Origin of the sequence: Tenacibaculum halocynthiae (assembly GCF_964512825.1) — a bacterium.
Taxonomy (GTDB): domain Bacteria; phylum Bacteroidota; class Bacteroidia; order Flavobacteriales; family Flavobacteriaceae; genus Polaribacter; species Polaribacter halocynthiae.
Window position 1 is genome coordinate 240,411 of record NZ_CAZELG010000012.1, and the last position, 25,265, is coordinate 265,675.

General features: G+C 28.1%; 25 protein-coding genes (1 of these 25 only partly in view). 9 read left to right on the plus strand and 16 right to left on the minus strand.

Annotation, left to right across the window (positions count from 1 at the left end; genetic code table 11):
* On the minus strand, positions 1–1,530 hold the 5' portion of the coding sequence (locus ACKTTQ_RS04415; protein WP_408048511.1) for a GEVED domain-containing protein. 1,173 nt of this gene lie to the left of the window's left edge; the window shows 1,530 of its 2,703 coding nt (coding positions 1–1,530); the start codon lies at positions 1,528–1,530; the stop codon falls past the left edge of the window.
* 179 nt (positions 1,531–1,709) lie between these two features.
* On the opposite strand from ACKTTQ_RS04415, the gene ACKTTQ_RS04420 reads away from it, so the two are divergent.
* Genes ACKTTQ_RS04420 through ACKTTQ_RS04445 form a run of 6 tightly spaced genes read left to right on the plus strand, consistent with a single transcriptional unit; the run spans position 1,710 to position 8,469 of the window.
* A complete protein-coding gene (locus tag ACKTTQ_RS04420; RefSeq protein ID WP_408048512.1) occupies positions 1,710–3,368 on the plus strand; it encodes an ABC transporter ATP-binding protein in 1,659 nt (552 codons plus the stop codon).
* A gap of 51 nt (positions 3,369–3,419) precedes the next feature.
* Positions 3,420–4,436, plus strand: coding sequence for a sugar phosphate nucleotidyltransferase (locus tag ACKTTQ_RS04425; protein ID WP_408048513.1), 1,017 nt, complete (start codon positions 3,420–3,422; stop codon positions 4,434–4,436).
* The gene (locus ACKTTQ_RS04430; protein WP_408048514.1) at positions 4,414–5,412 is read left to right on the plus strand and encodes a tetratricopeptide repeat protein; all 999 of its coding nucleotides are present in this window, start codon (positions 4,414–4,416) and stop codon (positions 5,410–5,412) included. The genes ACKTTQ_RS04425 and ACKTTQ_RS04430 overlap by 23 nt, the downstream gene beginning before the upstream one ends.
* A gap of 20 nt (positions 5,413–5,432) precedes the next feature.
* The gene (locus ACKTTQ_RS04435) at positions 5,433–6,200 is read left to right on the plus strand and encodes a DUF4292 domain-containing protein (protein WP_093869555.1); all 768 of its coding nucleotides are present in this window, start codon (positions 5,433–5,435) and stop codon (positions 6,198–6,200) included.
* The gene (locus tag ACKTTQ_RS04440; RefSeq protein WP_093869554.1) at positions 6,201–7,412 is read left to right on the plus strand and encodes a murein hydrolase activator EnvC family protein; all 1,212 of its coding nucleotides are present in this window, start codon (positions 6,201–6,203) and stop codon (positions 7,410–7,412) included. It abuts the gene before it with no gap.
* Between the two features lie 22 nt (positions 7,413–7,434).
* Positions 7,435–8,469 (plus strand): AI-2E family transporter, encoded by a 1,035-nt coding sequence (locus tag ACKTTQ_RS04445; protein WP_408048515.1) that lies wholly within the window; start codon positions 7,435–7,437, stop codon positions 8,467–8,469.
* Positions 8,470–8,517: 48 nt separating this feature from the next.
* Here the strand turns inward: ACKTTQ_RS04445 and ACKTTQ_RS04450 are convergent, their stop codons facing one another.
* Both ACKTTQ_RS04450 and ACKTTQ_RS04455 read right to left on the minus strand, forming a co-directional pair.
* Positions 8,518–9,030, minus strand: coding sequence for an acyl-CoA thioesterase (locus tag ACKTTQ_RS04450; RefSeq protein ID WP_093869552.1), 513 nt, complete (start codon positions 9,028–9,030; stop codon positions 8,518–8,520).
* Positions 9,031–9,100: 70 nt separating this feature from the next.
* Positions 9,101–10,003, minus strand: coding sequence for an HU domain-containing protein (locus ACKTTQ_RS04455; RefSeq protein ID WP_408048516.1), 903 nt, complete (start codon positions 10,001–10,003; stop codon positions 9,101–9,103).
* Between the two features lie 96 nt (positions 10,004–10,099).
* On the opposite strand from ACKTTQ_RS04455, the gene dprA reads away from it, so the two are divergent.
* Entirely contained in the window at positions 10,100–11,197 is a 1,098-nt protein-coding gene (dprA, locus tag ACKTTQ_RS04460; RefSeq protein WP_299132871.1) for a DNA-processing protein DprA, read from the plus strand.
* Between the two features lie 46 nt (positions 11,198–11,243).
* Here the strand turns inward: dprA and ACKTTQ_RS04465 are convergent, their stop codons facing one another.
* Complete coding sequence (locus ACKTTQ_RS04465) at positions 11,244–12,644, minus strand: PKD domain-containing protein (protein WP_408048517.1); 1,401 nt, start codon at positions 12,642–12,644, stop codon at positions 11,244–11,246.
* Positions 12,645–12,713: 69 nt separating this feature from the next.
* Between ACKTTQ_RS04465 and ACKTTQ_RS04470 the strand changes: the two genes are divergently transcribed.
* A complete protein-coding gene (locus ACKTTQ_RS04470) occupies positions 12,714–13,772 on the plus strand; it encodes a hypothetical protein (protein WP_299132867.1) in 1,059 nt (352 codons plus the stop codon).
* 1 nt (position 13,773) lies between these two features.
* On the opposite strand, the gene ACKTTQ_RS04475 is transcribed toward ACKTTQ_RS04470, so the two are convergent.
* The 12 genes from ACKTTQ_RS04475 to ACKTTQ_RS04530 form a co-directional block, all read right to left on the minus strand.
* On the minus strand, positions 13,774–14,487 hold the full coding sequence (locus ACKTTQ_RS04475) for a DUF6503 family protein (RefSeq protein WP_113786254.1): 714 nt from the start codon (positions 14,485–14,487) through the stop codon (positions 13,774–13,776).
* Between the two features lie 113 nt (positions 14,488–14,600).
* A complete protein-coding gene (locus ACKTTQ_RS04480; protein WP_408048518.1) occupies positions 14,601–15,500 on the minus strand; it encodes a hypothetical protein in 900 nt (299 codons plus the stop codon).
* An 89-nt stretch (positions 15,501–15,589) separates the two neighbouring features.
* Positions 15,590–16,450, minus strand: a complete 861-nt coding sequence (locus ACKTTQ_RS04485) for a DMT family transporter (RefSeq protein WP_113786256.1) — start codon at positions 16,448–16,450, stop codon at positions 15,590–15,592.
* The gene (locus tag ACKTTQ_RS04490) at positions 16,431–16,988 is read right to left on the minus strand and encodes a metal-dependent hydrolase (protein WP_299132855.1); all 558 of its coding nucleotides are present in this window, start codon (positions 16,986–16,988) and stop codon (positions 16,431–16,433) included. The genes ACKTTQ_RS04485 and ACKTTQ_RS04490 overlap by 20 nt, the downstream gene beginning before the upstream one ends.
* 11 nt (positions 16,989–16,999) lie before the next feature.
* Entirely contained in the window at positions 17,000–17,638 is a 639-nt protein-coding gene (locus ACKTTQ_RS04495) for a LysE family translocator (RefSeq protein ID WP_093869542.1), read from the minus strand.
* Between the two features lie 57 nt (positions 17,639–17,695).
* Positions 17,696–18,283: a Crp/Fnr family transcriptional regulator gene (locus tag ACKTTQ_RS04500; protein WP_408048519.1), complete on the minus strand. Its 588-nt coding sequence runs from the start codon at positions 18,281–18,283 to the stop codon at positions 17,696–17,698.
* A 4-nt stretch (positions 18,284–18,287) separates the two neighbouring features.
* A complete protein-coding gene (mfd, locus tag ACKTTQ_RS04505) occupies positions 18,288–21,632 on the minus strand; it encodes a transcription-repair coupling factor (RefSeq protein WP_113786259.1) in 3,345 nt (1,114 codons plus the stop codon).
* A gap of 344 nt (positions 21,633–21,976) precedes the next feature.
* Positions 21,977–22,159 (minus strand): biotin/lipoyl-containing protein, encoded by a 183-nt coding sequence (locus ACKTTQ_RS04510; protein ID WP_408048585.1) that lies wholly within the window; start codon positions 22,157–22,159, stop codon positions 21,977–21,979.
* Between the two features lie 9 nt (positions 22,160–22,168).
* Positions 22,169–22,309, minus strand: a complete 141-nt coding sequence (locus ACKTTQ_RS04515; RefSeq protein WP_408048520.1) for a hypothetical protein — start codon at positions 22,307–22,309, stop codon at positions 22,169–22,171.
* A gap of 39 nt (positions 22,310–22,348) precedes the next feature.
* The gene (locus ACKTTQ_RS04520) at positions 22,349–22,852 is read right to left on the minus strand and encodes a nuclear transport factor 2 family protein (protein ID WP_408048521.1); all 504 of its coding nucleotides are present in this window, start codon (positions 22,850–22,852) and stop codon (positions 22,349–22,351) included.
* Positions 22,853–22,932: 80 nt separating this feature from the next.
* The gene (locus ACKTTQ_RS04525) at positions 22,933–23,523 is read right to left on the minus strand and encodes a hypothetical protein (RefSeq protein ID WP_299132839.1); all 591 of its coding nucleotides are present in this window, start codon (positions 23,521–23,523) and stop codon (positions 22,933–22,935) included.
* 60 nt (positions 23,524–23,583) lie between these two features.
* Positions 23,584–24,147: a YceI family protein gene (locus ACKTTQ_RS04530; RefSeq protein ID WP_299132836.1), complete on the minus strand. Its 564-nt coding sequence runs from the start codon at positions 24,145–24,147 to the stop codon at positions 23,584–23,586.
* 117 nt (positions 24,148–24,264) lie between these two features.
* On the opposite strand from ACKTTQ_RS04530, the gene ACKTTQ_RS04535 reads away from it, so the two are divergent.
* On the plus strand, positions 24,265–25,143 hold the full coding sequence (locus ACKTTQ_RS04535) for a winged helix-turn-helix domain-containing protein (RefSeq protein ID WP_408048522.1): 879 nt from the start codon (positions 24,265–24,267) through the stop codon (positions 25,141–25,143).
* The last annotated feature ends 122 nt before the right edge of the window (positions 25,144–25,265 follow it).

The window sequence follows — 25,265 nt, forward strand, 5'->3', positions numbered from 1 at the left end:
ATCATATGTTTCTCCACTATCTGCAAAATCTCCATCTTGATTCCAATCTATCCATGCTATTGCATCAACTCTATAATTACCATCAGTATTTACTGATACTGTAAGGTTTACTGATGAAGATTGAGATACTGTAGTACTTAAATTAGTAAAGTTTTCATATCCAACATTTTTAGCTGGTCCATCAGCTTTATTAATAGACCCGAATACTACTCTTGTAACTCCTGTTGCATATGATGTATTTCCACTAGATGCACAATAGTTTATTTGTACTGCTGTAGTTGTAAAGTTTACTGAAGCACTATAACTAGAGTTTCCTGATGAACACTTGCTACGAACTTGAGCTTCATATTGTGTAGAAGCTGATAATCCACTTAATGTAGCTGATGTAGTTGATGATGCATTAGTTGTCCATGAACTAGTTCCAGCTTGACGGTATCTAACATCATACGTTGCTCCTGAAACTGCTGTCCAGTTTACTGTTGCTCCTGTTGCAGTAACTCCACTTGTTGAAACTCCTGTTGGTACTGTTGCATTACAAACACTTCCACTACCAAACTTATCAGATAACGCTAAACTACGTCTAGAACCACCTGCTTCTAATACAGCACGCATTCTATTTTTTTGTCCTAATGTAAATAAGTTCATACATGTATCATCCGAATAGTCCATATAATTTTGAACCATATCTTCAGAACCACAAGAAGTATGACCAGTTTTACAACCATAATTAGCTGCATCAGATTCTGGTGTATCAGATACAAAATCATCTGAACCACATGGTCCATCACCCCATATATGACGTAAGTTTAAAAAATGTCCAACCTCATGAGTTGTTGTTCTACCTCCATCAAATGGTGATTGCGCAGTACCAGTTGTACCAAAATACTGGTCAGCCATTACTACTCCATCAGTAGAAGCTGCTCCACCTGGAAATTGAGCAAATCCTAAAATTGTACCTGAACCTCTTGTTAATTTATCAACAATCCACATGTTAAGATATTCAGAAGTATTCCAAGGGTCAACTCCACCTCTAGATGATTTCTTCATATCATTACTAGTGCTCTGATTTTGAAGATCCCAAGTAGATTTACTAACTGAAGTTCTAGTAATACCTGTTGTAGGGTTACCATTAGGGTCAATAGTTGCTAATTTGAATTCAATTTGAGTATCAGCAGCTTGTGACCATTTATTAGTTCTATCTGAATTTGTTCTCCTAAAATCAGCATTCAACACATCTAATTGTGATTGAATTTGTGCCGTACTAATATTATTAGTTGAATTTGTATATAATATATGAACTACTACAGGTAGTGTAATTATTGATCCAGAAATTTTTCTCTTGGTATTGTTGTTCTCTTTGATTTTTCTTTGGGTGAATCTTTCAATTTCATCCATTCTTTTTTGTAATGTAGGGTCTTGTCTTTTTCTATTTTCCAAGTCTTCCATTGCATGGCAAGTTCTTTTCTGTTGGGCAAAGGTAGCTCCAGCAAAAAATACGCACATTAATAACAAAGTAATTTTTTGTCTCATATTAGAAGGGTTTTAAGTTAAATTATTAATTATTTTATTGTTTTTTACATAAAAATGTATAGAAAGTTCGGCAAATATATAAAATTTATAAAATAAAACAACAAACAGCCTCAATTCGATACATTATTCGTAAAATAAAATCTAATAAAAAAGGTTATTTTTACAAAAAACACCTATAAATGCTACATATTAAAAATTTATCTATTTCTTTTAAAACAAATGAAATTTTAAACAAAGTTTCATTTTCAATATATAAAAATGAAATTTTAGGTATTGTTGGAGAAAGTGGTAGTGGAAAATCTATTAGTTCACTAGCTATTATGGGTTTATTAACTAAAAACGCTACAGTTTCAGGAGAGGTTCTTTTTGAAAACAGAAACCTACTATCTCTTAAAGAAAATGAATTTCAAAAAATTAGAGGAAAGGAAATCGCTATGATTTTTCAAGAACCCATGAGTTCTTTAAACCCAACTTTATCTTGTGGTTTTCAAGTAGCAGAAATTTTACACCAACATAATTCTTTTACCAATAAAGAAATTAAGCAAGAAGTAATTAAATTATTCAAAAAAGTAAAACTACCAAGGCCAGAACAATTATATAATTCATATCCTCATGAAATTAGCGGAGGGCAAAAGCAACGAGTTATGATAGCCATGGCAATAGCATGTAAACCTAAAGTTTTAATTGCTGATGAACCTACAACAGCTCTTGATGTTACTGTTCAAAAAGAAATTATTTTACTATTAAAAGAACTTCAAGAAGAACATAAAATGAGCATTATTTTTATTTCTCATGATTTAGCTTTGGTTTCAGAAATTGCAGATAAAGTTGTTGTTATGTATAAAGGGAACATTGTTGAAAAAGGAACTGCTTCATCTGTTTTTTTAAATCCAAAAGAAAACTACACAAAAGCATTAATAAAATCAAAACCAACTATAGATAAACGGCTAAAAAAACTACCTACTATTAGTGGTTTTATCAATGGTACTGTTAAAAATACAGTGTATACTAATGAAGAACGAGAGTTATTTCATCAAAAAATATACAATCAAACTCCTTTATTAGAAATAATTGATTTAAAAAAAGAATTCATTACTAATGGCTCATGGTTCTCTAAGAAAAATAAAGTTGTAGCAGTAAATTCAGTTTCATTTAAAATCTATGAAGGAGAAACCTTAGGTTTAGTAGGAGAAAGTGGTTGTGGAAAAACAACCTTAGGTAGAACAATTTTACAACTAGAAAAAATAACCTCTGGACAAATAATTTACAAAGGAAATGATATTACAAAACTTTCAAAAAAGGACTTAAAAAGTCTAAGAAAAGAAATTCAAATTATATTTCAAGATCCTTTTTCTTCTTTAAACCCCAGAATTACTGTTGGAAAAGCTATTATAGAACCTATGATAGTTCATAATATTTTAACATCTAATAAGGAGCGTAAAGAATATGTTTTAAATCTTCTTAAAAAAGTAGGTTTAGAAGCCGATCATTTTCATCGTTATCCTCATGAGTTTTCTGGAGGTCAACGTCAAAGAATTGGAATTGCTCGCACTATCGCTTTACAACCCAAACTTATTATTTGTGATGAATCTGTATCTGCTTTAGATGTATCTGTTCAAGCACAAGTTCTTAATTTATTAAATCAATTAAAATCAGAATTTAATTTTACATATATCTTTATTTCTCATGATTTATCAATTGTAAAATATATGGCCGATCAATTAGTTGTTATGAATAAAGGGCTTATTGAAGAAATAAATGATGCCGATATTATTTACAACAACCCTAAAACAACGTATACAAAAACGTTAATTAAAGCAATTCCAAAAGGGTTATAACTTTTTTCAAAGATTATTTAATAGTATATTGCAGCATTAAAAAAGAAACATATGAAAATTATTGTTCCTATGGCAGGAATTGGGTCTAGATTACGACCTCATACTTTAACTATTCCTAAGCCATTGACTGTTATAGCTGGTAAACCTATTGTACAACGTTTAGTTGAAGATATTACTTCTGTTGTTAATCAACCTATTGAAGAAATAGCTTTTATTATTGGCCCAGCAGCAAAAGGTTTTCCTTCAAATACTAAAGATGAACTTTTAAAAATAGCCTCTAGTTTAGGAGCAAAAGGAAATGTATATGTACAAGAAGAAGCTTTAGGTACAGCACATGCAGTTCATTGTGCAAAAAATTCTTTAAGTGGACCTTGCGTTGTAGCTTTTGCTGACACTTTATTTAAAGCAGATTTTACATTAGATGCAAATGCAGATGGTGCTATTTGGGTAAAACAAGTAGAAGATCCTAGTGCTTTTGGTGTTGTAAAATTAAAAGAAGGTGTAATCTCTGACTTTGTAGAGAAACCAAAAGAATTTGTTTCTGATTTAGCGATTATTGGAATTTACTACTTTAAAGATGGTGATAAATTATTAAATGAAATTAATTATTTAATTGATAATGATATTAGACCTTCTGGAGAGTTTCAATTAACTGAAGTTTTAGAAAATTTAAAGCAAAAAGGAGCTCAGTTTATTCCTGGAAAAGTAGATGCTTGGATGGATTGTGGTAAAAAAAACCCAACAGTGGATACTAATAAACAAGTATTAACTTTTGAACAAGCTGATGGTAATAATTTAGTATCAAAAGACGTTATATTAGAAAATTCAGAAATTATACAACCTTGTTACATTGGAGAAAATGTAGTTTTAAAAAACACAAAAGTTGGACCTTATGTTTCTATAGGGGCTAATAGTGTAATTGAAGATTCTACTATTGTAAATTCATTAATTCAAACCAATGTTCAAATATCTAATGCTAATTTAGATAATGCTATGATTGGTAATCATGCAAAATATAATGGTAAATATACATCAGTAAGCATAGGTGATTATACAGAACTTACATAAAAAAAACTTTAAAATTTGGATTGAAAGTAAAATTAGTAAACATATTTTTTGTGCTTTTTTTACTTTCATTTTACTCCTCATTCCTTCTTCATTACTTTCTCAAGACAGTATTCCTTTAGCTGCTTCTGTTGATGAGCAAAAAAGTATTGATTTTCAAAAACATTTTTTTAAAGCAATCACTCATAAAGCCATTAACAACCATCAAAAAGCTATTGAAAGTTTAGATGAGTGTAATCAACTTATTCCAAATGATGTAAGTGTTCTTTTTGAGCTTTCTAAAAACTATCACAAGTTAAATAAATATATTGAAGCTGTTGAGTATGCTAATAAAGCGTTAGTTTTAAAACCAAATAATCTTTGGATTTCTGAGCATTTAGTTCAAGTGTACAGAAGAAATAATGCTTTAGATCAAGCTGTAGAAATACAAAAAAACATTTCAAAACAGCATCCTAAAAAAAAACAATATCTAGTCTATTTATACTTACAAAAAAACGATATTGATTCAGCTAAATCAGTTTTAGCTGAGCTTGAAGCTGCTAAATTATTATCTCCTAGACTTAGGCGAATAAAAAAAAGGTTGACCCATCCTAACAATACTAAAAATCAATTATCAAAAAATATTGATAATACTACCAAGGCTAACTATGAAAGTCAATTCAAAAAAAATAAATCTTTTTCTACATTAAAAACACTACTTACAAAGTTAGATTTAGAAAACAATTCTAAATTACTAGTGTATAGTAAAGAAGGTATAACACTCTTTCCTGCACAACCTTTAGTGTATTTAATGAATGCAAGAGCAAACAATAAAAGCAAAGAATATAAAAAAGCTATTGCTAGTTTACAAAATGGTATTGATTTTGTGATAGATAATCCTGTTATGCAAACTAACTTTTATAATGAGCTTATTAAATCCTATCAAGGTATTGGAGACACTAAAAATGCTAATAAGTATCGTAAAAAAATAAAAAAATAATTTTTCAAACCTATAAAAGAATGAAATTATTAAAATACATACTTGTTTTATTAGTTGTTTTTACTTCGTGTAAATCAAATAAGTCAATAACTACAACCAAAGTTGTAAAACAAATGTCAGCTAGAAGAGTTGCTAAAAAACACACAGCTGAAAATTTTGAAAAAAGAACTATTGACGCAAAGTTAAAAGTAAATTACAAAGACAATAAGGAGAATATAGGTTTTTCAGTAAGAATGAAAATAAAAAAAGATGAAGTAATTTGGTTAAAAGGAACTAAGTTTATTACTGTTTTTAAAGCTAAAATAACTCCTACAAAGGTTAGTTTTTATTCTCCTTATAAGAAGAATTATTTTGAAGGTGATTTTTCGATGTTAAAAAAATTACTTGGTACTGACATAAATTTTAAACAACTTCAAAACATGTTACTTGGTCAAGCAATATTTGATGTAAAATCACAGCGTCAGAACGTTGAAATCATCAAAAATTCGTATCAATTATCACCCAAAAAACAACCTAATTTGTTTGATGTATTTTTCTATATAAATCCATTACATTACAAATTAGATAAGCAATCATTAGTAAACGCTATTAAAAATCAACGCTTAGATATTTCATATCCTACTTATATGAATAAAGAAAACATTGTTTTTCCTAACAAAATAAACATCTTAGCAAAAGAAAGTTCTAAATTTACTAATATTAATATGACGGTACGATCTGTTAATTTTAATACTAATTTAAATGTTGATTTTTCAATTCCAAAAGGATATAAAGAAATACAGTTATAAATGAAAAAATCTCTTTTTTACATATCATTTTTATGTCTGCTTTTAACTAGTAGTTTTTCTTCTTATTCACAAACAAGAAAAGAACTTGAAAAACGACGTTTTAATATAAAAAAAGAAATTAAACAGGTAAATACTTTGCTTTTTAAAACAAAAAACAAAAAAAGTAATGCCTTAGATGATTTAAAAGACATCAATCAAAAAATCAGTATTAGAGAGCGTTTAATTGAAACAATTGAACTTGAAACTGAAACACTTGATAAAGAAATTGAAAAAAATAAAAAGCAATTAGTAAACTATAATGAGCAATTAGTTAAGCTTAAAAAAGATTATGCTGATATGGTTGTAAAAACACATAAAAGTAAATCTTTACAAAGTAAAACTATGTTTTTACTTTCTTCTCAAAGTTTTTACCAAGCCTATAAAAGGCTTAAATACATGGAGCAATACAATAATTTCAGAAAAAAACAAGGAGAAGAAATTATTGTAAAAACAAAAGATATAGAGAAGTTAAATGATTCTTTACTTACTAGAAAAAAAATCAAAAAACGTTTAGTTGGTGAGGAAAAAGAAAATAAAGAAGAAATTGAAAGTGATAAAGAAAATCAAGAGAAATTAATTTCGAAAATTAAAAAACAAGAAAAGAAATATAAAAGAGATCTTTTAAGAAAACAAAGAGAAGAAAAAAGAGTAGTAGCTAGAATTGATAAATTAATTAGAGATGCTATTGCTAGATCAAATAAAAAGAAGAAAAAAGGAACTAAAAAATCAACTGAATTTAGTTTAAATGCTGAAGAAAAAGTTTTACTTGCTAGCTTCGAGCAAAATAAAGGTAATTTACCTTGGCCTGTAAAAGGTATTATAACTAGAAAATATGGTGTTCAACCTCACCCTACATTTCCTGGAATAAAAATAAACAGTCCTGGATTGCATTTCGTAACAAAACAAAACTCAAATGCTAAAAGTATTTTTAATGGAAAAATACTGGTTGTTCAAAGGCATGCAGATGGAAGAAAATCAGTTTACGTTCAACATGGTAATTATATTTCTACGTATAACAATTTAGAAAAAGTATATGTAAAGAAGGGAGATGCCATTAAAACCGGTGACAAACTTGGTAAAATATTTACTGATAAAATAACAGGTAAAACTAAATTAAGTTTTGTTTTATATAAAAACACGAACCGTTTGAATCCTTCTGACTGGATACAATAAAAGTTTATAATCAAAAGAAGAAGTGAAAAACGCAGCATACTTTATCGTTATTACTATAGCTATTCTAGCAACATTAGTTATTGGAAAAGGAATTCTAATTCCTTTTATTTTTGCTTTAATTTTTTGGTTTTTAACAAGAGAAATACGAAAAACTATATATCGTATTCCATTAACTAAGAAATATATTCCTAAATGGCTATCTAATGTATTTGTTTTCACTTTAATCATACTTAGTTTTAGTTTTATTTCTGAAATAATAACAAATAGTATTACCACATTAACCTCATCATATCCAAAATACGAACCTAATATTGATGCTATCATTACTAAAGTTGATAGTTATTTTCATGTTGATATTATTAAATCTGTAAAAGGTTTTATTGGAAAATTTAATTATGGATCTATTTTAGGTGATATTGCAAATGGTATCAGTAGTATTTTAGGTGATACTTTTATGATAATAATTTATGCCTTATTTATATTTTTAGAAGAATCTAGCTTAAAAAAGAAATTGCATAAAATGTTTCTTAACGACGAGGAAAATTATAATAATATGCAAACCATGTTAAGTAAGATAGAAGAGTCTATTTCAAACTATTTACGCTTAAAAACATATGTGAGCTTACTTACAGGTATTCTAAGTTATATTGTTTTACTTTTAGTAGGTGTTGATAGCGCACCCTTTTGGGCATTTTTAATATTCTTATTAAACTATATACCAACTATAGGATCTTTAATTGGTACGGTTTTTCCTGCCATATTTTCCTTATTACAATTTGGGGAGTTAACACCTTTTTTAATTGTTTTATTTGCCGTAGGAAGTATTCAAGTAATTGTTGGTAATTTTATAGAACCTAAACTTTTTGGAAAATCATTAAACTTAAGTCCTCTAGTAACTATAATATCACTTGCTGTTTGGGGTAAAATATGGGGTATTACAGGTATGGTGTTAAGTGTACCCATAACAGTAATCATGATTATTATATTTTCACAATTCGAAAAAACAAAATCAGTTGCTATTATTTTATCTGAAAATGGTGATATAGAAGAAATTTAATCAAAAGGTTAATTTCTTTTATACATTTTTAAAACGTTTTAAAGCCTTTTAAGACGTAAACAACGCTTTTAACTCTGTAGCGTTCTTTGGTTCCATTTTACCTGCTAAAACCAAGCTTAATTGCTTTCTACGTAAAGCGCCATCATAACGTTTTTGTTCTAATTCTGTTTCTGGTTCAATTTGTGGAATTGGTACAGGCTTTCCAGTTTCATCAACAGCAACAAATGTATATATACCTTCATTTACCTTTGTTTTCTCTCCAGATTGACGGTCTTCTATCCATACATCAACATAAACTTCCATTGATGATTTAAAAGCACGTGAAACCTTTGCTTCAATAGTAACAACACTACCAACAGGAACAGACTTTGTAAAAGCAACATGATTTACTGTAGCAGTTACCACAATTCTTCTAGAATGACGACGAGCAGCAATACTACACGCTCTATCCATGCGTGCTAATAATTCACCTCCAAAAAGATTATCTAAATAATTTGTTTCTCCAGGTAAAACTAAATCCGTAAGTGTAGTTAACGATTCTCTAGGTGCTTTTGCTCTCATCTTATAAGTTTGATGCAAAGATATACATAATGCAACAAAATAAAAGAGCTAAAAAAAGATATAAAAAAGACTATTTTTCTAATAGCCACGCATCTTCAGAAACAGTTTCTTTTATGCGTAATAATTCCTTACGAGCCAATTCTTTAGTTTTATAACCATCAAATGCTACTTGCGTTAATCCCCAAGAGTTTTTACCAAGAATTTTTGCATCAAACCCTTGTTTTTTTAATTCTTCAACCTTTTTAACAGCATTTTCTTCTACTTGAAATGCACCTGCAACAATATAAAAGTTTATTCCTTCTTCTTTTGTTACATTTAAATTTATTGTAGGTAATGGACTATCTATTACAAAAGTTGCTGATTGTATTTTTTTCTCTAAAGATTTTTCTTGACTAGCTAGCATTTTTTGTTGCTGTTTATTTTGAACTCCATTCCATCCAGTATAAATAACCCCAACAACTGCCGCTGCAACTGCCGCTCTTTTAACAAAAATAGGAATCACTTTTTTAGTTTCATCTTCCTCTAATGAAGGTAATGTTTTAACCTCTTCATTGAATCGTTTAATTTCTTTGGATTCAGTCTCTGATAAACCAAAAGATTCTACTAAAAAGTTGCTATTATTATTAGGTTCAAAAATTAACTGCTTATCTTCATTTAAAGTAAGCGTACCAACTTTATCAACCTTAACAAGTGAAGTTTCTAATTGTTCCTTCCATTTAGTAACTTCAATTGAAATTTTCTCAGTAGCTTTTTCAAAAGAAATTTTTTCTACCGAAGCAATATGGTTTGCCAATAAACCATCATTATGTTGTAAATACGCATTAAGTGTTAATTTCTTTTTAGGCGGATAAAAAGTACTTGTAGAAGCATTTATTTTTGCACCAATTTTATTGGTTACGAACCCTCCAAAATTAGGAACAATTACGCAGTCGTATCTATATAATAATTCGTTTATGTAGTTGGCTAATGTCATAAAAACAAAACTAGTAATTTTAATAGTTGTTTCTATTTTTTTATTAGAATACTTATTAACACTTTTTTTGTATATTGATACTCAATTTTTTGCGCTATGAAAAAAGAAAAATTACTGGCCATTCTTAGGCTACAGGCTACAAAAAACGTAGGAGATATTGTTGCGAAAAAACTTATTTCTGCTACAGGTAGCCCAGAACAAGTATATAAAGAGTCTCCTAAATCACTTGCAAAAATACCTGGAATTGGTTCGCATATTTTGCAGCATTTATTTGACAAAAAAACATTGTATAAAGCTGAAAAAGAACTCTGCTTTTTAGATAATAATAACTACTCATTTTCATACTTTTTTGACAATGATTATCCTAATAATTTAAAACAATGTATTGATGCTCCTATTTTAATTTTTAATGATGGAAACATAGACCTCAACAATTCTAAAATTTTAGCAATTGTGGGCACACGAAATATTACTTCCTATGGAAGAGAATTTTGTGTTGAACTTATAAAAGACTTAACACAATACAATCCAATAATTGTAAGTGGTTTTGCGTATGGTGTTGATATTTGCGCTCATAAAAACGCTATTAAAAACAACTTACAAACCATTGCTGTTTTAGCTCATGGATTAGAAGAAATATATCCAAAAACTCATAAAAAACATATTCATTCAGTAAATAAAAATGGAGGATTTATAACAGAGTTTTGGCATGATGAACAACCTGTTAGAGAAAATTTTTTAAAAAGAAATCGTATTGTAGCTGGGTTATCACAAGCTACTATAGTTATTGAATCGGCTAAAAAAGGAGGTTCATTAGTTACAGCAGATATTGCAAATTCATATAACCGAGATGTTTTTGCTTTAGCAGGAAGAGCAACCGACGTTTTTAGTACTGGTTGTAATGATCTTATTAAATCTAACAAAGCACATTTACTAACTTCAGCCAACGATATTGCTAAAATGCTTAATTGGGACTTACAACCATCATCTGCACCAAAACAAATTGAACTGTTTGTAAACTTAAATGAAAAAGAACAAAAAGTATATGACTATCTTACTATAAGAGGAAAACAATTATTAGATATTATAGCTTTAGATTGTGACATTCCTGTTTATCAATTATCTTCTATTCTTATCCAAATGGAATTAAAAAATGTTATTACCCCTTTACCTGGTAAAATGTTTGAGGTTTAATAAACTATTCTTTTAAAAAAAAGAGCCTAATTATAGGCTCTTTTTTTTAATTTAAGTTAATCAAATTAAGGTTTTCATCAACTGCTCCTATAAAGGTTTTAACTAAAGATAAGTTACCGATACCAGCAACTTCTTCAGTAGTATTATAACCTGAGACGAAGAAAATTTTATTGTCATATTCAATTAAATTTGGTGTAAAATCTCCTTTAAATTTAAATGACTTTAACTCAACTCCATCATTTGAATACTTTCTAATAAATTCATCTTCTGTAATTATAAATCCATCATTTACAACTATCAATGATTGTATTCTGGAAGTGTAATACCCCGAAAAATTGACCTTCTTTAATTCTTTTCCTTCTTTAGTAATAATCCTAAGTTCACTATGACTATAAGCTACGTAATTACCATTATTTAATTTCTTTAAATTGAAAACACCACTTAAATCATTATTTGTTTTAACGACCCCACCTAATTCAGTATCATAAGTTTTATGGCTTAAGAACTCTAATTTATCATTAAAAAATAATATTATAGGTTTATAATTTTTAAAAGTTGAAAAATCAATTGGTTCTGTTTGCCCACCAAAAGCTATATACCCAGTACTAGTTTTTAACATAGCACCTATAAAACCTTGCTTTATTTGATTATATATCTTTCTTTCTATAAACTTACCTTCTTTATCTCTAATTTCAATTGTAGGGTTATGATAATCTTTATCTCTGTACGAACCATAGTATAAAAATTGATCTGATTTTTTCATAAAACCATAATAAGCTTTATAAGAAAAATTTTCGTTTTTTAAGCTATTCCAAGTAGCATCTAATAAAACCTCTTTTCCACCATTTCTATCACTTAATGTTCTTGAAAAAACAATGTTTTTAGTTGAGTTTTCTAAAAAATTTACAAAAGCTCTACTTGCATTGTAATACTTATCAGCAATATATTTTTTAGTAAATTTTTTAGTAGCAAAATCAAACTCCACAAAATTAAACACGTTTTTTGAAGAATTAGAAGCAAAATTAGTATGCCTCTCTATATAATACAGTTTACTATTATACACTCCTGAGTTTATTGGAAAAAAGTTATCTCCAAGAAAAGAAGGCACTTCTACATAACTACTTTTTACGTTTGTTACTGTTATATTAATTGTTTTTTTTAAAAACTCCCCTTTACTGTTTTTTACAGTTAGAGTTACTTTTTTTTCACCGTCATTATCAAATAATAATACAGGATTTTTTTCTGTTGTTGTTTTCTTATAATCATACTCAAAAAGATATGAAACTGCATTTTTTGAACAGTTTGTAATAGTAACTGGTTCATTCACTTTAACAACCATTTTATCAACTTCAAAACAAACAGTAAGCTTAGTATCTATAACATCTTCTGAACTACATGATGTCAAAACAACAAATATTAGTATTAAATTAAAAAATCTCTTTTTCATTTTTATTGTTTATAATTAAAAAAAGGCAAAACTAATATTAATTTATCTATTTTTGAGAAAAACCCATCTATGTCTTCTGAAGAAAAATTAATGTCGCAAAAAAAACCTGCGTTTCCTGTAACTAATCAATTAAACAATTACTTAATTGAGCATAGTAGGAACATTAAAATTCCCATTTTTTATGATGACTTATTACGTTTTCAAGGATCTATTGTGGTTTATGATAAAAACGATGAAGACACCTTATGGGTACGTACGTATTATTCAGAATTTGAACGTCAAGAGATAGATTTAAGCCTAAAAAAAGTATATACTATTTTACATTCAAATGGTAATGATGATACCATTCCTTATTTAAATGTCGATGCTATTGATTATTGCACCTTTGGTAATTCAAAACCTTTTAGAGTAAAAATTCGTAATGTTTTAAATGATAACTATACTTATTTTTATGTAAAAAAAACTGATGCTTCTAGAATATATGGATTAGAATTAGAACATATTTTATCTCCCTATAATCTTAATTTTTTGGTATATAAAGACACTTTAATTGAAGAACATATTGCTGGAATACCTGGTGATGATTTTATTAAAGATTTTTTACCTAAATGTACTGAGTCTGAAAAAGCTCAAATAGCTAAAGAGTTTGTAAAGTTTAATGAACGTTGTATGATTCGTTTATTGGGCGATATGCGTTCTTATAATTATGTAATTGTTCCTACTCATGATTTTGACCATGTAGTTTATAAAATTAGGGCTATTGATTTTGACCAACAATGCTTTGAGGGTAAATTTAAAGTATATTATCCTCAGTTTTTCAAAGAAAACTTCCCTATGGTAACCCTAGTAGGTCAAAAACTACAAGAAGCTTCTATTAATCAATACAAAATAGAAGAAAGATCTATTGTTGCTAAACGTATTCTAAGTTCTGAAACTAGAATTCAAGAACTAGTTTCTTGTATGAAAAATGATATAGTTTCTACTGAAAAAAACGTGAAAATATTAAAACAACAAATTTTCGATTTCACCAAAGATGTTCTTTTTAAAAAGAACTCAAGTATGGGAGAAATATTAGAAACCGCATTACAATTTGTAAAACGTAACTATGAGAACATGAGAGTTTCTTAATTTATTTTATTAAAATATCGCTTCCAGAATAATTAGAATTTAACTCTCTCCAATGACGAATTCTAGGGATGTTTATTGAATTGATCATATATTTTCCCTCAAAAATTAATCGTTCACCTTTTTCTGGGTTATTTGGAAAAATCATTTCCAAACCTAGTATTTTGAAGTTTTCTTTTGCTACATATAATATCCAATGTTTTGAAAATAGCTCTTTGTGTAATTCTATAGATAGTTTATAACTTTTTGTAGAATTAAAAAGGGTTTCTTCTACAGAGTCTATTTGTTTAATTTCAGAAGGCAATGACATTGGTAAGCCTAAAAGGGTTTTATAAAATCGATGATACCCTTTATTTCTCGTAGGTTCTAATCTATATTTTTTTACTAAAACAGAATCTGTAATTATTTTTCCATCAAGAAAAGTAATAGAACTTTTTTTATTTATTCTATGAATTGAAACATGTTTATTTCTATTACGTTGTAATTCAAAAAAATCAGAGGCATTATTTAACTCAACAATCGAGTATCTATATGGATTTCTTATTCTTGGCTCTTGAATATGTACTTTAAAATGAGAAGTTTCCCATTCATTTTTAGGATCATGAAACTGAATACTCTTCTTTAAAATAGTTTCTTTGTTAATGATAGCTTCTTTTTTATTACAACTACCAAAAACAACTACCATTGTTAGTATTGTTAAATATCTAATTAAAAACATTTTATAAAGTACGATACTATTTTATAAACATCCTAATAAAACATTATTAAAACAACTAAAAAACGTGTTTGAGGTATCAAACACGTTTTTTAACTTATTAAAATTTATTTTCCTTAGTTTTTGTACACTAACCCTAAAGAGAAACCTCTTTCATTTCCAAAATTTCGTCCATCCAAATTAAATCCATATCCAGCAGAAAAACCAAAATTGTGTTTAAAAACTGGAACATATACATCAAAAGAAAAGTTAGTATAATCAACCTCTGTTTGCGATAAAGCAAGAGGCCCTCCGTTAGCTCCAAACTCAGCAGATCCAATATCATAACCTGATGTAGCATCTTGAATACCTAACTTTGCATGTGCATATATCCACTCGTTATAATAACCAAGTTTTACACTATACAATAATGCATTAGGGATTGTAAAGTCAGAATTACTTCTAATACTATATCCTGATTGTAATTCAGCAAATAAATTAAAGTTTGTTGTGTATTGAGCAACAACTAAACCATCAATAGCAGTTGCTTTATTTCCTACTGATAAAATACCGTTTCCTTCATAATTACTAAGAGGAAAACTAATTCCAGTGGAACCACCAAAAGAAAATTTACCACCATCATCAAAGTTTTTTTCAAATAATCTTGCTTTTAAAAAAAGAGATAAATCTTGAATACCACTTACCTTACTTTTTTGATGAACAGGATCTACATTACCTTCACCACTTTTTACTGAGATGTATGGAAAAGAAGCAATGGCAGATAGCCAATTATTTATTCCGTACTCTCCATAAACACTTACAATTGACGAAGAAATCTCTCCTAAATTAGCTGGATTAGTGTCGGTTAAAGTAGCTCCACGATAAAACTTATCGTAACTTTTATTAGAGTAACTCATAGCAATAGTAAAGCTGTTTTTTTGAGGATAAAATCCACTAATTGGAGTTTGAGCTTTTGCTACAAATGAAAAGCACAAAAGCATAGCTGACCCAAAGAAGGTAGTTTTTAATTTTAGCATGATAGGTAGTTTTTAGTTGTATCGTTAGACGAAACTAAAAAACAGCCCTTACAAAATAATTTAATCCCTATTATCCAATAGCTTATAAGTTACTTTCTCTTACTCCTTATACTTTCAATAACAACAGTAGCTAAAATTAAACTACCTCCTATAAAGGTATTGATAGTAGGCATCTCTTTTAAGAAGAAAAAAGCCAATATAATACCAAATATAGGTTGTACACTACTTATAATACTTGCAGTTGATGCTGAAAAAAACTGTAACGAATGTACCATTAAACTATGACCAATAGCGGTTGTTAGCAATGCTAACAATAATAAATATGGCCATTGAGTTTGAAAACCTGAAATATCCATAAAAAACAATACTGGCAGTAAACATATTGTTATTATTAGTGTTTGATAAAACATTAACATTACTCCATTGTATTGAAGTACGTATTGCTTTAAAATTAGCAATCTTATTGAATAACACAGGGCCGACAATAATCCAAACAAAATGCCTTGTGCATTTGAATTTTCGAGATTAAAATCTGGCGATAAAATATACAAACCAGCCAAAACTAAAACCCCTAAAACAAGGTAAATAGGATTAAATTTTATTTTAAAAAACAAAGGTTCTAAAAAAGCAATCATAACCGGAAATGTATATAAAGACAACATTCCAATGGCAACATTTGATAATTTTAAAGCATAAAAATAGGTAATCCAGTGTGCAGCCATAAAAACACCACCAACAATAAATGGTCCATAATGTTTGGATGATTTTATGCGAATATCTATTTTTTTGTATTTACAAAACACAAATAAAAATACCATAGCAAAAGATGAACGAAACCATATAATTACTTCTGAAGGCATAGCAATATACCTACCTAAAACACCAGAAGTACTTATAAAAAGTGTGGCTAATAATAATCCTAAAATATTTTTAATGTGATTGTTTTGCATTGGTGCTTTGTTTTCGCCTATTAAATAAGTTCAGTGCAATATATAAAATAGCAGGAATACCAATCCAAATAAGTTCACTATAAATAACTCTTAACCCCCATTTACTAAAAAATTTACTAGCTCCAATTGGGGAAACTTGAATTGGTCTCCATGAAAAAAAGTAACGTGTATTATCAAAAGGAGAAAATAAGGCTACTCCTAGCCCACCATTAGTTAAGGCATCTAATATAGCATGAGACATCGTACAAAGTGTAAAAAAAAGTATATATAACACTCCCTTTTTAGTCAAAAAATGTTTTCTGTAAAAGAGAAATGTAATAACTCCTCCTAGTAAAATTGAGAATACAAAAGAATGAGAAAAGCCTCGATGCCCCCAAAAGCTTTCATACTTAATACCAAAACTAAATCCCATTACATCAGCATCAGGTAAAATGGCACAAATAATGCCTAATATCCAAAACTTTTTATTTTGAATGGTTTTTGAAAAGCTAGTTCCTAAAGCTACAGCCGTTAGTGCATGTCCAAATATTGATGCCATATTAGTGAAAGTTACATTTTAGTGAAAAACATTAAAGAAAACAATCCTATACCTATATAAATAGCTCCAATAACGTAACTTTGAGTATTTGGCTTAAAAAAATCTCTTTTAAAATACTTTATAAATTTAGTATATATTGATACTACAAAAATTCCCCAAAGTATTGCTATTAATATAAAAATTAATCCCAGAAATAATATTTGGGACGCTTCTCCCTTTTTAGAAATTGTTATAAACTGAGGTAGAAAAACGATAAAAAACAAAATAGATTTAGGGTTAAAAAAACTAATAATAAGACCGCCAAAAAACACATTCTTTGATGGCTCTTTTGTCTTTTTTTTCTTCTTTGAAATCCCTTTAGTTTTAAGTATCTTATTCATTCCCAAAATTATTAAATAAAACACACCTCCATATTTTAGTATAGTAAACCCAAATCTAGAATGGATTAAAATTTCTGAAAACCCTATGGTTATCGCAACAACATGAATAAATGTTCCAGCTTCAATACCCAATACAGATAATATTCCAGCTTTATATCCTTTTTCTACTGTTCGTGCTATAATATAAACAATAGCTGGTCCAGGTGTAATTATTAAAAAAATAGAAGCTATAATAAATAGTAAAACATTTGTTAGATCGGGTATTGTCATTTTTTTGATTTTTTTATCAAAAGTAGCCCCGATTAAACAACAAAACCTTAATCTGTATTAAGGTTTTGTTGTTTCATTTTTATTACGAAGTGAACTCAAAAACTCTGGACTTACCCCTAAATAAGAGGCTATTTGCCTTTGTGATAACCTCAACTCAATTTTTGGGTAATCACTTAAAAAGTCATTATATCTTTCTTTAGCTGAACAAGAAAGACTTTGTTTTATTCTTCTCTCTTTTTTATACAACATTTCATTTCCTAACAACCTAAAGTAACGTTCAAACTTTGGAACTTTTATTAATAATTTATCTATATCTGATCTCTTTAATTCAAAAACTTCAGTGTTTTCAATAGCTTCTATTGTATAAATAGAAGATGTCTCTTTCCAAAAACTTTGCATATCTAAAATCCATTGATTTTCTATACCAAATTCAAAAACTCTTTCTTTTCCTTCTGTATTTATATAATATTTTCTTATACAACCTTTTACTACAAAAAATTTAGATAAACATATACCACCTGAAATTAACAGTTTTTCTTTTTTAGTAATTTTTTTATAGCTTACTAAAGAAACAAAAAACTCTTCTTCTTCTTTACTTAGTTCAATATGTTTATGTAGAGATTTTAACAATAAATTAAATTCCATTTGTTTAAATATCTTGCAACGTTTTCAACGCTTTATTTACTGAATCTATTTTAATAAACGTGATTAACAAACGTAAACCATTTTTGGTTTCCTTTTCTTTCATAACACAACTTTTTGAATGTTTTTGAACATACTGTAGCATCTTAGAAAAAGCTTCTGTTTGATAAAAATCGCTTTGCTGATTAGAAACAAAATACCCAATCATTCGTTTTTGTTTTAAAATCATTTTTTCCAAGCCTAACTCTTTCGCTAACCACTTTATACGAACACTGTCTAATAAATCGGCAACTTGTGTTGGATATTCTCCAAAACGATCAATAATTTCACTCTCAAATACCAATAGTTCTTCTTCAGTAGTTAGGTTAGATAGTTTATTATACAAGCTTAATCGTTCAGACACAGAATTTACGTAATCATCAGGAAATAGGATTTCAAAATCAGTATCAATTTGGACTTCTTTTACATATTCTTTAGGGCCTTTATCTTCTGTATTATAAAGCTCTTTAAACTCATTTTCTTTCAGTTCTTCAATAGCTTCATGAAGTATTTTTTGATACGCATCAAAACCAATATCATTAATAAAACCACTTTGCTCACCTCCTAATAAATCACCAGCACCACGAATTTCTAAATCTTTCATAGCTATATTTAATCCACTACCTAAATCAGAAAATAACTCTAGTGCTTGAATTCTTTTACGAGCATCTTCAGTCATATGATGATACGGTGGTGTTATGAAATAACAAAAAGCTTTTTTATTTGAACGCCCTACACGACCTCTCATTTGATGTAAATCAGACAGCCCAAAATTATTCGCATTGTTTATAAATATTGTATTTGCGTTTGGAACATCTAATCCACTTTCAATAATCGTAGTAGACACCAATACATCAAACTCATTATTCATAAATCCTAACATGAGTTCTTCTAACTTCTTACCTTCCATTTGTCCATGTCCAATACCAATTTTAGCATCAGGGACTAAACGCTGTAATAAACCTGCCACTTCTTTAATATTTTCTATTCGATTATGAATAAAAAATACTTGACCTCCTCTAGAAACCTCATAAGAAATAGCATCACGTATAGTTTCTTCAGTAAAGCGAATTACGTTTGTTTCAATAGGATGACGATTTGGTGGTGGTGTTTTAATTACTGATAAATCACGTGCAGCCATTAAACTAAATTGTAATGTACGTGGTATAGGTGTTGCTGTTAGTGTTAGCGTATCAACATTTTCTTTAATCGTTTTCAATTTATCTTTAGCAGAAACTCCAAACTTTTGTTCTTCATCAATAACTAACAATCCTAAATCTTTAAATTTAATACTCTTATTTGTTAGCTGATGCGTTCCTATAACTATATCTACACTTCCTTCTGCAATTCCTTCTAAAACTCCTTTTCGTTGTTTTGCGGTCCTAAATCTATTTAAGTAATCAATTGTAACCGGAAAGTCTTTTAATCGACTAGAAAAGGTTTTAAAGTGCTGAAACGCTAAAATAGTAGTTGGCACTAACACTGCCACTTGCTTTCCATTATCTACAGCTTTAAATGCTGCTCGTATGGCAATTTCAGTTTTTCCAAATCCAACATCACCACAAACCAATCGATCCATTGGTTGTTCTTTTTCCATGTCAGCTTTTACATCTTGAGTTGAAGTAAATTGATCTGGAGTATCTTCATATAAAAAACTTGCTTCTAATTCGTGTTGCATATGAGTATCAGGTCCAAATGCAAAGCCTTTTTCTAACCTTCTCTTAGCATATAATTTTATTAAGTTAAAAGCTATTTCTTTAACTCGTTTCTTCGTTTTTTGTTTAACTTTTTTCCAAGCACCTGATCCTAGTTTATATATTTTAGGTGCTTTTCCATCTTTTCCATTGAATTTAGATATTTTATGTAACGAGTGGATACTTACATATAAAATATCACGATCTCCATATATTAACTTTATGGCTTCTTGCTTTTTACCTTCTACATCAATTTTTTGTAATCCTCCAAATTTTCCAACTCCATGGTCAATATGTGTTACATAATCACCAACATCAAGTTTTGTTAATTCTTGAAGTGTAATTGATTGCTTTTTTGCATATCCGTTTTTTAATCTAAATTTATAATAACGCTCAAATATTTGATGATCTGTATAGCAAACAATTTTCTCGTCTTCATCTATAAATCCTTGGTATAATGGAAATACAATAGTCTCATAATGTACTTCCTGTTCAGCATCATCAAAAATATCTTTAAATCGCTGTGCTTGTTTATCATTCGCACAAAAAATATAATTGGTAAATCCGTTATTATGATTTTCGTTTAGGTTATCAATTAATACATTGAATTGTTTATTAAACGAGGGTTGTGGCTTTATGTGAAAAAGAACATCTTTATTAGTATTTTCTTTTTTTAACTCTGAACGAAATGAAATTTCTGCTACAGTAAAATTCTCTAATTGTTTTTTAATTTCATTACCGTTACTAAATAAAGCTGATGGCTCTGAATGGTTTATTTCTTTTGATAATTCACTAAATGCAATTTCTGCTTTTTGAAAAAACTTATCTAACTGTGCCCCTATTAATTCAATATTTCTAGCAAATATTATTGTTTTTGAAGAAATATATTTTAGAAAACTCTCTCTGCTTTCTTGCAAAGTTTTATTTTCTACATTAGGCATAATACTAACCTTACTTAATTTATCTTTAGAAAGTTGTGTTTCTACATCAAAAGATCGAATACTATCAACTTCATCACCAAAAAACTCAATTCGGTAAGGTTCGTCATTAGAAAATGAGAATACATCAATAATACCTCCACGGACCGAAAATTCTCCTGGTTCGGTAACAAAATCAACTCGATTAAAATTGTATTCAAACAGTACTTCGTTTACAAAATCTAAAGATACCTGTTCACTAACCGCTAACTTTAAAGTGTTTTTTTCTAGTTCTTTTTTAGTAACTACCTTTTCAAAAAGTGCCGTTGGATACGTAACTATAATTGCTGGTTTTTTACGTGAATTAATCCTATTTAATACTTCAGATCGTAATAATACATTTGCATTATCTGTTTCTTCTATTTGGTACGGTCTTCTGTAAGAACCTGGATAAAACAGTACATTTTTTTCTCCCAATAATTGTTCTAAATCATTGAGATAATAAGCAGCTTCTTCCTTATCATTAAAAATTAATAAATAGGGTTTATCTGCTTGTTTAAAAGTTTCTGAAATAGTAAAAGACAACGAAGAACCGACCAAATTCGTTATTTGAAAATGGTTTTGTTCTTGTTGAAGCTGGTTTACAATCTGTTTTACTTTACCAGATTGTTGGTAATGATTTACAATAGTTTGCTTACTCAACGTAAAAAATTTTACACAAAAGTAAGATTATTATTTTTTGTAATGACCTTGAAGTTATTTTGATTGCATATAAAAAAACACCTATTTTGGTTTCTTAAACAATTGCTATATGAAAAACTTACTTTCTATTATACTCTTCTCTATTTCTACTATTCCATTATGGTTATACATAGTTGATGGTTATTATCAAAAAAATATAAAAAAAGGATTTCATTATATACTTACATTCATTAGTATTATTATAATTTCTTTTATTATGTTAAGTATATACAGGTTATATTTTGTTTTTACTCTTCCTTTAATTATATTCATTTTTATTATTCAAACTAAAAGAAAAAAATAATTTAAATACTCTTTATTTTACAAATTTCTTTATTAGGTAAAACAATGACTCCGGTAGGATAAGTATATAGGATTACACCTTCAAAAGCACTTTCAAACTCTAAAAGAGCTTCTTCATTTTCTAATTCACATAATATAGCTCCTTCTTTGATTAGATCTCCCTCGTTAACATGCCATTTCTTTATTTTTAAGTTTTAAATTTCTTTAAAATCTGGAACAATGATCGAAGATTCTTTTCCTTTTTCTAAAACAAGACTCTTTTCTTCATTATTATCAATCAGTTTTTTTTCCTCATTAATAATTTTAAAAATATTTTTAAATAGTTTTTTTATCATTTTAAAACACTTTTTTATTAAAATTAAGTATAAAAATTCTTAAAATATCAAAAGTGTTCCTTTATTAAAATATTCAGCAGTTATTTTTGTTCCATTAATAACATCTGTATCCCAATCTTGACTTATAAGCCATTTGTTTTTGAGTTTGTTAATTACTACATGAAATCTTCCATAAGTAATAAAAGGTTCTTTATTTTTTTCAGTGTATTTAATGCGATAATATCCTACTTCGTACCCTATGTTTTTTTTATAAACTCTTTGTTCAAAACTGAAGTCTATTTGCCTTTTTCTAGTACTTGTTTTTTGATATGATGACTTTACTGTGTTTTTATACTCCTTACCCATTCGTATACCATAACTGTTAACTCGTAGTACATCATCGGTATGTAACTTGTTAAATTCCTTCCAATTTTTAGCTTCAAAGTGTTTTTTAAACGGTTTCCAAAGTTCTTGATTAACTTCACGAATAATAGCTTTTTTATTTTGTGAAAAACTACATATGCTTAAAAAAGCAAAAATCAGTAATATATACACAGATTTCATAAATACTTTACTTATAATTAACCTGTTAACAAGTTACTGATTTTTATTTACAATACTTATTTTTAGATAGTTTCTAAAAATTACTTGTTTTGACAATAGTTTTCTTTCAGTTTTACATTATGTAGTTTTTTCCATATTTGGTGTTCAAATGGTTGTGGTGAAAATCGAAAAAGGGGCATATACTTTTTTGTTTTTTTACAATAAAAGCTCTCTACAGATACCTGAAGTGTAATCAACTTTTTTGTTCTGAAAGAATCGTGTGTAATTATTTTTCCTGTAAATTTGGTTATTCCGTTGGTTTCTTCTTTAGCTATAATAGTAACCTTAGCTTCTGGAATTATTTTATCTTTTTCTTTATTTACCGCTTTCATTAATCCATCAAAATATAACTTCAAATTATCTTGAAAGAATTTAGCATTTGGTTTCTCTTGCAAGTTTATATTCCATACAAAAACGTACGACCAAAATTCTGAACTTTCAATATTACCCCACCCTTTTGCAAATCGAATATCTTCATAGCCTACAAAGTCAATTTCTGGTGCAAAACCAAAAGGTAAATGAATAACTTCTTTACCCCAAGTACTATCTGCTACTAACAAGAGGTTCTCTTCTTTTTGTCCAAATGTTGCTATAGTTGTTAATAGTAGTGTTATTACAAGTAGTTTATTCATGTTTTATTTATTTTTAAATATTTATCAAAGAATACAGTTGAAAATCTCTTCTCTATTATATTACAATTGTAAGGTAACATCAAAACCAATAGCGTCAGATATTGCTCCATCTCTAACTTTACTTGTATAATTAACTTTCCAACGTCTTCTATCTATTTTAAATTTTGTTGTTAGCCTTTTATTTTCATAATCCATTGTAGCATTAAAGTTAATAGGTTTTGTAATACTTTTCAAGGTAAGGTTTGCTTCAATTCGAACTGCACCATCTTTAAAATATTTCACTTTTGTAATTATCAAACTTGCTTTAGGGTGTTTTTGAACATCAAAAAAATCAGGATCTTTTAAATGGTTTTCCAAATTTGTCTTCGCTTTACCTTTTTCAATGTCAGTACTCACTAAAGTATTCATATCAATAATAAATGAACCGCCAGTAATTTTATCGTTAGTTTTAATAAAATACCCTTCAGTAAAGTTAATAGTTCCTTCATGACCTCCAAAATAAAAAGTATAGTATCCATTCCATTTTATGGTACTGCTTTTTGTGTTTATTATTAATTTTTCTTGAGCCTTAATATTCATTGATAGACTCATAATACTGATAATTACAATTAAAAAATTTTTCATGATATTTATATTTTGAAGTAAAACTAAAAGGGCTTTAAAATATAAGTGTGAAAAAAGTGTAAAAGAAGTGTCAACAGTTGTAAAATGTCAGATAATTATATGTTATTTACCAAAATTATGAGCAAAAAAAAGATTTATATATACTTTAGTTTGGCCAGTATTCTATTATTAGGGTCATTCATTTCTTATTTTAATTCTGATGAAAATGATTTTTCTGAAAGAGTAAAAGTATCATTACGTTCAGTAGGTAATCAATTATTACTTTCAAGTAATGATAGTACTTCTTTAGTTTTACCTATTCGTGAAATAAGTTCTTATAAATATAAGCTGTCTTTTCAGAAAAATCTGTCTTTTGAACCTAGTGATTTAACAACAATTATTAAAAATAATTTTGATAAATCATCACTTCCTAATTTTTATAGAATAGCAATTTTACGTTGCTCTGATAGTGAAGTTGCTTATAGTTATGAAATAAAAAATCATAGTGAAAAAGATATTATACCATGTAAAGGCAGAGTATTGCCTAATACTTGTTATACTGTTGATGTTAAATTTACCAACAAAACAGAACAATTTTTCAAAAAATACATTTTTCTATTAGCATTTCTCCTACTAATCATAATTGTTTTTTTAGATTTCCTTTTTTCAAAAAATAAACTTACTCATTCATCAAGTACTTCTTCTAAAAATAGAATTACTATTGGAAGTTTTAGATTTTATCCTGATCAACATAAACTGATACGTGAAGCTGTTGAAATTACCCTTTCTAAAAAAGAATGTGAATTGCTTGCAATTTTTGCCGACAGCCCAAATCAAATTATTAAACGTGATGAACTTTCTAAAAAAGTATGGGAAGACAATGGTGTTTTTGTTGGTAGAAGTTTAGACACCTACATTTCTAAATTACGTAAAAAGTTAAAGGAAGATTCTTCAATTAAAATTACCAATGTTCATGGTGTAGGATATAGTTTAAAAATTGAGGATACTAAAAATTAATACTTTTATTTTCTCTTTTTAATAAATACTTTTTGTTTATTAAAAAAACAGGTTTTAACCATGTTTTTTTAAGTGATAATATCAACTGTAACTAAACTATCTCCTTTTTTTAAAACTCCCTT